Below are 5,813 nucleotides of genomic sequence, written 5' to 3'. Positions count from 1 at the left end.
CGCAGCACGTCGACTTCCCGAGGACGCAACTGCGGGTAGCTGGCACCATCGGTCTTCAGCAGCCCGCTCGCTGTTTCCAACGCTCGGGCGATCCCGGCGTCGACGACCAGCCGACCGTCGCGGACGTCACGCAGGGCCTGGACGAGGTCGAGGTCGAGGGTGCCTTTGAGGAGTACGCCCGCGGCGCCGGCTTCCAAACAGCGCCGCAGGTTCTCGGTGTCGTCGAAGGCGGTCAGCATGACGATCTTCGCTGCCGGCGTGCTGGTCCCGAGCTCGCGGCAGACGTCGGAGCCGTTGAGGTCACCGAGGCGCACGTCGAGCAGGATCAGGTCGGGCCGGGTGCGCTCAGCGACCTCGAGGGTGTCCTTGCCGGAGTAGCACGCGGCGATCACCGTGAACTCGGACGTCGCGGCAAGGACCCTTTCGATGCCGTGCGCGACGAGTGGATGGTCGTCGGCGATCAGCACGGTGCTCATCGAGAGGTGGTCCGTCGCAACCGGGGTCGGCGCGGCGGAGCCCGGCGACGGGGTACTCACGGGCAGTCCACCAGTGGGATGGTGACGCGCAGGCTGGTGCCACCGTCGTCGTTGGCCGCCAGCCGCAGGACGCCGCCGGTCCCGTTGACCTTCTGCAACAGCCCTGGAATGCCCAGTCCGGAACCGCGACCGGGGACCGGATTGAGTTCGAAGTCGGTGGGCAGCCCCTTGCCGTCGTCCTCGACGGCAAGGACGAGTTGATGGGACTGGTAGGCGAGTGACACCAGCACCGCGCTGGCCCCGGCGTGTTTCTCGATGTTGTGCAGGGCCTCGCGCAACGTGGAGAGCAGGATGGTCTCCAGCTCGGGTTTTGCCGGGGCGGGGGTGCCCAGGGTGACGACCTCGGTGGCGATGCCGGTGCGGGAGGCGAAGGTGGCCACGTCCCGACGCATCGTGACCGAGAGGGCCCCGGCGGTCGGCATGAGGCTGTGCATGGCTTCGCGCAGGTACGCCGAGGCCTCGGCGGCGTCGGCCTCGATCTCCCGGGCGGACCGGGTCGCGGTTTCGGGATCGGCAGCGGCGGTCTGCTGAATTTCCTTGGCGGACATCGAGATCTTGAACAGCAGCTGTCCCGCGGTGTCGTGGAGTTGCTGGGCGATGCGCTGGCGGTCCTCCTCGACCGCGAGCTGTCCCGCCCGGTCGGCGCGTGCGGCGGTGACGATCAGCGGGGCGAGGGAGGCGCCGAACTCGTTCATCAGCAGCGTGGTCCGCGGCGACACCCGCCGTCCGCGCATGCCCGCGTACATCACCCCGAGCCAGTTCCCCCCGAACTCGATCGGCACGGCGGCCAGCCCGCGGATGTCGTCGGCGACGAGCACCTCGACGAGGTCGTCGAGGTGCTCGGCGTCGGTGGCGCAGTTGCCGGTGGTGGTCGGCATGCTGCGTTCCAGCGCGCGCCAGCCCAGCCCCACACCGCGGGGAAGTCGGATCCCGGCCAGCGGCGCGGTACTGCCCTCGGCGGCTCCGAGGATCAGGGTGTCCTCGCCGTCGTAGATGGCGATGGCCGCGACGTCGGCGGCGATCAGGTCGAACAGTCGCCGGCAGGCCTTGGTGACCAGGGCGGGCAGGTCGCAGAGCCCGGCCAGCCCCCGGGTGGCGAGCACAAGGTTTCGGACGTCGTCGATCGATTTCACCGTGTAGCACATTGGGTGGCTCCGTTCGCCGGGACCGAAGGTGCGGTTGTCGGGTTGGCGCTCGCCGGGGGTGCCGCCGGGCCGTGCCATGTTTCGTGCCCGGCGCCGCGCCCCGAGTAGCCGGCGAGCCGGCGCAGCGCCCGCCGGTAGCCCATCGAGCTGAGCGCCGTGCGCAGTTGTTCGACCGCGCGGCTGTCGAACGCGGCGGCGGGTACGACGAGCATCTCGGCCTGCGCCCCGACGCGGGCGAGTTCGAGCAGCGTGATGGGGCCGAGGCGCTCGACCAGCCCGGCGGCGAGGTGCTCATCGGGGAGCGCGCCCGCAACATCGACCAGGACTGCGGCGGCGTGACAGAGCCCGTCGGCCAGGGCTTCCACGGCGGAGTGTTCGCCGAGGGTGTGCCAGTGCACCGCGGCGACCGGCAGGTCGGCGCCGAGCAGGTCGGCGAGGGCGTCGGTCGCCGGGGAACGAAGCCCGGTGACGATGGTGGTGCCGGTGGCGAAGGCCGCGCCCTCGACCGGCACCGGGCGCACGGTGGCGCCGGCGGGATAGCCGGTGTCGCCGGCGGGGATCCGCAGGATCGCCTCGGTCTGCACGAGTGTGTTCAGGGCACCCGCTCCCCTCGGCAGTGCGACAGCGACGAGCGTGGCGTGCCCCGTGCGTGGGGCGACGACCCGGGCGAGCCGCACCCGCACATACTCGTCGAGATGCTCGGCGGAGACGATCGGGCCGGCCAGGCGGGCCGGGACGCCGTACTCCACCCCGCCGACGGCTCCGGTGTCGAGGATGCGATGGAGCATGGGGCGAACGAAGCAGGTGAAGGCTCGCTCCGCCGAGGCCGGGTACCCGGGGATCCCCACCACGGGAACCGCCGGTGTCCCGGGCCGGACCTGCGGCAGCGGGCCCTTCGGCTCGACCGCGGCAACGGCACCGGCGCCGTCCCCGACGTTGTCGTCGATGCCGGAGAGCCCGGGGCTGTCCGCGTCGTCTTCGCTACCGCCGAGCACCCCGAGGACAACCGGATGACCGGGACGCATCGCCACCCCGTGCACCGCCACCCGCCCCAGCTGCCCGATGACCGAGGAGGTGTGGTCGTCGCGCCCGGCACTGGATCCGGCGATGACCAGCACGAGGTCCGCCTCTCTCGCCGCGGCGGCGACCGCGGCGGCGATCTGGTCGGGTACGTCGGGGACGATGGGCAGCGTCTCGGTCAGGCAGCCGGCCTCCTCGGCCAGCCCCGCGAGCATGATCGAGTTGGTGTCGAGGATCTGTCCTGGTGCCAGGGTCGCCCCGACCGGACGGATTTCGTCACCGGTGGGCAGGATCGCGACATTCGGCCGACGCCTGACCAGGATGCTCACGTGCCCGGCGGCGGCGAGGGCGGCCGCATCGGCCGGCCGGACCCGGTGCCCGGCCGGGAGCACGACCGCGCCGGCCTCGATGTCCTCTCCGACCGGGCGGATGTGGCGGCCGGCGACGGCCGGGGCGCTGAGCTCCGCGTGGCCGCTGGCAGTGAGCGTCACCAGTTCCCGCATGACGACCGCGTCGCGGTCCTCGGGTACCGGGTCTCCGGTGTCGACGTGGTCGAACTGCTCCGGCGACAGCCTGACCACCGCGGGATCACTGGCGATCGCGCCGCCTGCGCGGGTCTGCGCATCGATGCCGGCGGTGGTGACCGCGATGCCGTCCATCGCCGCCGCGCGGTACGCCGGAACCGACCAGCGTGCGCGCACCGGTTCGGCGGTGACCCGACCCCGTGCCGAGGCGACAGCGACGGTCTCCGTACCCCCGACCGCGCTCCAGCCGGCGCGGGCACACGCGCGCACCCAGGTACGGAACGCTTCGCCGACCGGCTCAGCCGCGACGGCGTCGGTATCGGCGCGCACGTGCTCGACCGCGACGGACGACGGGTCACGCTCGGGGGCCGTCGGCGGAGGGGTCTCGGTTCGGGGTCGCGCCGGGGTGGATGTCACTGGGGTTGCTCCTCCGCACGCCGCGCGATCCGGCGACCCCTCAGGGCCACCCGGACCACGCGGTCACTGTCAGCCGCTGATGACGAACAGCTTCTTGAACGGCTGGGTGACCGTCCACGTCGACTTGGTGCCCTTGGTGAACGACGCGATGTCACCAGGGCGCAGGGTGACCTTCTCGCCGCTCTCCAGATCGATGACGAGCTCACCCTCCAGAGCGTGGATCGTCTCGTCGGCGGTGAACGGGTACGGGAAGCTCTGCGGCTCCGAACGCCACAGCCCCACGGCCAGGGTCGCGCCCTCAGCGCCCTCGGTTCGGATCCAGTGGACCTCACCGATGGCCTCCCCGCCCACCACGAACGGCTCGAAATCCTCCGCGGTGATCAAAGAGCGGGCGTACTCGGCGGTTTGGGTAGTCATCGTCACTCTTTCTTCTGTCGGTGCAACTCGAAGATTTCGGGCCGTCAGCCGGTGCCTGATTCGGTGCTAACTTGTTCACGCTTCCGACCCGAGGAACTCTATCCGGTGGCGCTGATTGAAAACACCTGCAAACATGGATGCACCAACGCCAGGAGCCGCAACATGGGGGCTGAGCAGGGGATTTACCCGAGCGAAACAACACCGACCCGTGCCGTTTTCGGACGGTACCTGCATTTACAGGGTGTTGATCGCGAATGGTCGACAGCAATTTCGCGAGAGTTACACAGCTTCATCGGAGTGTCATATCGCCGTAACGCTGGCTTGGCTCACTGGGGCCCCTATTCGGCTGTCCGGTCGACCTATTCGCCAGCTCGGACTCTGTGGAGGACTCTCCCGATGACGCTCACACCCGAGGCCAGCCCCACCGGCAAAGAACTGAAAATCATCCGCGGCGCGTGTCCGCACGACTGCCCGGACACCTGCGCGATGCTCTACCACGTCGAGGACGGCAAGCTCGTCGACGTCAAAGGCGACCCGAACCACCCGATGACCAAGGGCGGTCTGTGCGTCAAGCTGAAGAACTTCCCTGAGCACCATTACCAGTCCGACCGCCTCATGCACCCTCTGCGCAGGGTCGGGCCGAAGGGCGCCGGACAGTTCGAACGAATCACCTGGGACGAGGCGCTCACTGAGATCAAACAGCGCTGGACGTCGATCATCGACGAGTACGGCGCCCAGGCGATCATGCCGCACGCCTACCTCGGCCACCAGGGCGTGATCAACGGCCTGACCTCCGGTGACGCGTTCTTCAACCGGCTCGGCTCGACCGTGGCGGAGAAGACCTACTGCGAGTCCGGGTCCTCCACGGCCTGGCACATGACCGTGGGCGGCACCGGCGGGCTCGATGTGGAGTCGATGGCCTACTCGAAGTACATCATCGTGTGGGGCATGAACATGACCAGCACGAACCTGCACGGCTGGCCATTCCTGCTGAAGGCCCGCAAGGACAACGGCGCCAAGATCGTGGTGATCGACCCGGTGCGCACCCGCACCGCGCGGCAGGCCGACTGGCACATCCCGATTCGGCCGGGCACCGACGGTGCACTGGCACTGGGACTGATCCACGAGATCATCGCCCAGGGGCTCACCGACACCGACTACGTCGAGAACTACACCGTCGGCTACGCCGAACTCGCCGAGCGCGCCGCGAACTTCCCGCCGGAACGCGTCTCGGAGATCACCGGCATCCCCGCCGAGGACATCCGCACCCTTGCCCGGGAGTACGCCACCAGCCAGCCCGCCGCGATCCGCCAAGGTGTGGCGATCGAGCGCAGCCGCGGCGGCGGTGACGCAATTCGCGCGATCACCTGCCTGCCCGCCCTGGTCGGCGCGTGGCGCCACGTCGGCGGCGGCACGATGGAGATGCCGATCTGGGAGTTCCCCACCCTGTTCGACAAGATCTGCATGCCGCAGTGGATCCCCGAGGGCACCCGGGTGGTCAACGAACTCGACCTCGGCATGGCGCTGACCGGCGAGATGCGGCTCGACCCACCGCTCAAGTCGCTGTTCGTCTACAACTCCAACCCGGTCTCCCAGGGACCGGCCCAGGCCAAGACGATGCAGGGCCTCATGCGCGAGGACCTGTTCACGGTGGTCAGCGACCACTTCATCAACGACACCGCCAAGTTCGCCGACCTGGTGCTGCCGGCGACCATGCAGGCCGAGCAGCTCGACATCATGGTCACCTGGGGTCA

At 69.7% G+C, this 5,813-nt stretch carries 5 protein-coding genes; 1 reads left to right on the top strand and 4 read right to left on the bottom strand.

Annotated elements, in window-relative coordinates:
* The 4 genes from VGH85_05470 to VGH85_05455 form a co-directional block, all read right to left on the bottom strand.
* Positions 1-476: response regulator transcription factor (locus VGH85_05470; protein ID HEY2173245.1), on the bottom strand; the 476-nt coding region annotated here is incomplete at its 3' end.
* Between the two features lie 56 nt (positions 477-532).
* Positions 533-1,669, bottom strand: a complete 1,137-nt coding sequence (locus VGH85_05465) for a histidine kinase (protein HEY2173244.1) — start codon at positions 1,667-1,669, stop codon at positions 533-535.
* Positions 1,666-3,642: a molybdopterin molybdotransferase MoeA gene (locus VGH85_05460; GenBank protein HEY2173243.1), complete on the bottom strand. Its 1,977-nt coding sequence runs from the start codon at positions 3,640-3,642 to the stop codon at positions 1,666-1,668. The genes VGH85_05465 and VGH85_05460 overlap by 4 nt, the downstream gene beginning before the upstream one ends.
* A gap of 69 nt (positions 3,643-3,711) precedes the next feature.
* Entirely contained in the window at positions 3,712-4,059 is a 348-nt protein-coding gene (locus VGH85_05455; GenBank protein HEY2173242.1) for a cupin domain-containing protein, read from the bottom strand.
* A 396-nt stretch (positions 4,060-4,455) separates the two neighbouring features.
* On the opposite strand from VGH85_05455, the gene VGH85_05450 reads away from it, so the two are divergent.
* On the top strand, positions 4,456-5,813 hold a 1,358-nt coding region (locus VGH85_05450; GenBank protein ID HEY2173241.1), incomplete at its 3' end, for a molybdopterin-dependent oxidoreductase.

The sequence above is a fragment of the Mycobacteriales bacterium genome, assembly GCA_036497565.1.
Classification (GTDB): domain Bacteria; phylum Actinomycetota; class Actinomycetes; order Mycobacteriales; family QHCD01; genus DASXJE01.
Note: the sequence above shows the minus strand (reverse complement) of the source record. Positions and strands in the feature narration are given on the sequence as shown.